The following is a 1,199-nucleotide window of genomic DNA, read 5'->3' on the forward strand; positions in this document are numbered from 1 at the left end:
CATATCTGCATGAAGACGGGATTCACTGAGCCACGCGTGAGCACATAGAGACGCTCATCAGTGGGTAGACGGTCAAGTATCGTACGTACAAGAGCCACTGCGTCCTGGGCGTTGAATTCCGACACGAGCGCAACCGGATGCTTCAAGTCACGCCATTTTCCCTTCGCGATACCACCCTGCTTGCCGGGAAATTGCTCTGTTAGGTCGGATAGCGAAGCTTCCGCAGCGGAGACGACATACGCCGACGACCGATAGTTATCTCTAAGGCGGTACGTCTGGTCGCGTGCTCCCTTGAAATACCGAGGGAAATGCAGGAAAAACTGTGGAGAACTACCGCGCCACCCATAGATGGACTGCCAATCGTCCCCAACGCACATTACCGACGGAGCGTCGGAGTCACGGGATACCGCTCGAAGTCGCTCGTGCATAGCGACAACAAACTTCACAATAACGGGCGAGATATCCTGAAATTCATCTATGAGCAAATGCTTCATAGTCAGGAGAGAACCGCCGTTCACCTTGTCGAACCAGTCTCCTGAGGTAGACAGCTGTGAGAAGAGTCGATTGAACGAGACGACGCCTTCCGTCTTGAATGTCCGATAGAGCTCTTCAAAGAAAATGGAAACTGCGGACGCGAAATGGTGTTCAACTGAGTCAGGAGTCAACCCTTCGGCATTTTTAATTCTTCGTGGGTCCAATGCGAGATTCTCGGCAAATGTACCGAATTGATACAACGCCTCGTCGATTGCCGCCGTCTTGTAGTCGCCTGGCGGGACGGTCTGGAACTTCGGCGCATCGGTTGACGCTCTACCTGTGTCGAGCGCCAGCAACTTGGCCAGATTCTGGAGTTGCCAAGCGTGCCGTATATAAAGAATAGATTTGTCGCAAAAGCCGAGCAGAACCTGCACCTTGTTCCACTCCATGCTGCCGGCGGCCCATCCTTTGTGAGTAGGCTTGCTCCGCAGAAGAGTACCTTTAATGTCCTTGTGAACACCGAGTACTACGTATGCATTCAGACGCGGAACGTAACCATTCGCCTGAAACAAGGAGCCGTAGGCTGCAAGCTCGAACGGTTTGCCATTGTTGTCGACCTCGCTCACACCAGCTATAGGCCAGAGCTTTCGTTTTTTCCAATCGTTAGTCACAAGGTCGATATGCAATTTATCGAGCCGGATAAGCGATTCGACTTTTTCCTTCGA

General features: G+C 52.3%; 1 protein-coding gene. It reads right to left on the bottom strand.

What is annotated here, in order from left to right; genetic code table 11:
* Positions 1–1,199: UvrD-helicase domain-containing protein (locus AB0F11_RS38295; protein WP_362184509.1), on the bottom strand; the 1,199-nt coding region annotated here is incomplete at both ends.

The organism is Streptomyces sp. NPDC032472 (assembly GCF_040636955.1).
Taxonomy (GTDB): domain Bacteria; phylum Actinomycetota; class Actinomycetes; order Streptomycetales; family Streptomycetaceae; genus Streptomyces.